Raw genomic sequence first — 209 nt, forward strand, 5'->3', positions numbered from 1 at the left:
GAGCTCTACCGCACGATCTCGGAGAAGTACGCGCCGGACCAGCCGCTGGGCTCGTTCCAGCAGATGGGCTTCATGATCGGCCGCATCATCGTGCACACCCTGCTGGAGATGGATCCGGCCGACGTCGACGACGCGGCCAAGGTCAACGACGCCATCGTCAACATCAAGAACTTCAACACCGACATCGTCTGCAAGCCGTGGTACTACGG

The 209-nt window shown here is 61.2% G+C and carries 1 protein-coding gene; it reads left to right on the top strand.

Translation table 11 applies throughout. From position 1 onward, the window contains the following. On the top strand, positions 1 to 209 hold a 209-nt coding region (locus tag HMI57_RS18795), incomplete at both ends, for a hypothetical protein (protein WP_216607737.1).

Origin of the sequence: Arthrobacter sp. 260, from assembly GCF_013116745.1 — a bacterium.
Classification (GTDB): Bacteria; Actinomycetota; Actinomycetes; order Actinomycetales; family Micrococcaceae; genus Arthrobacter_D.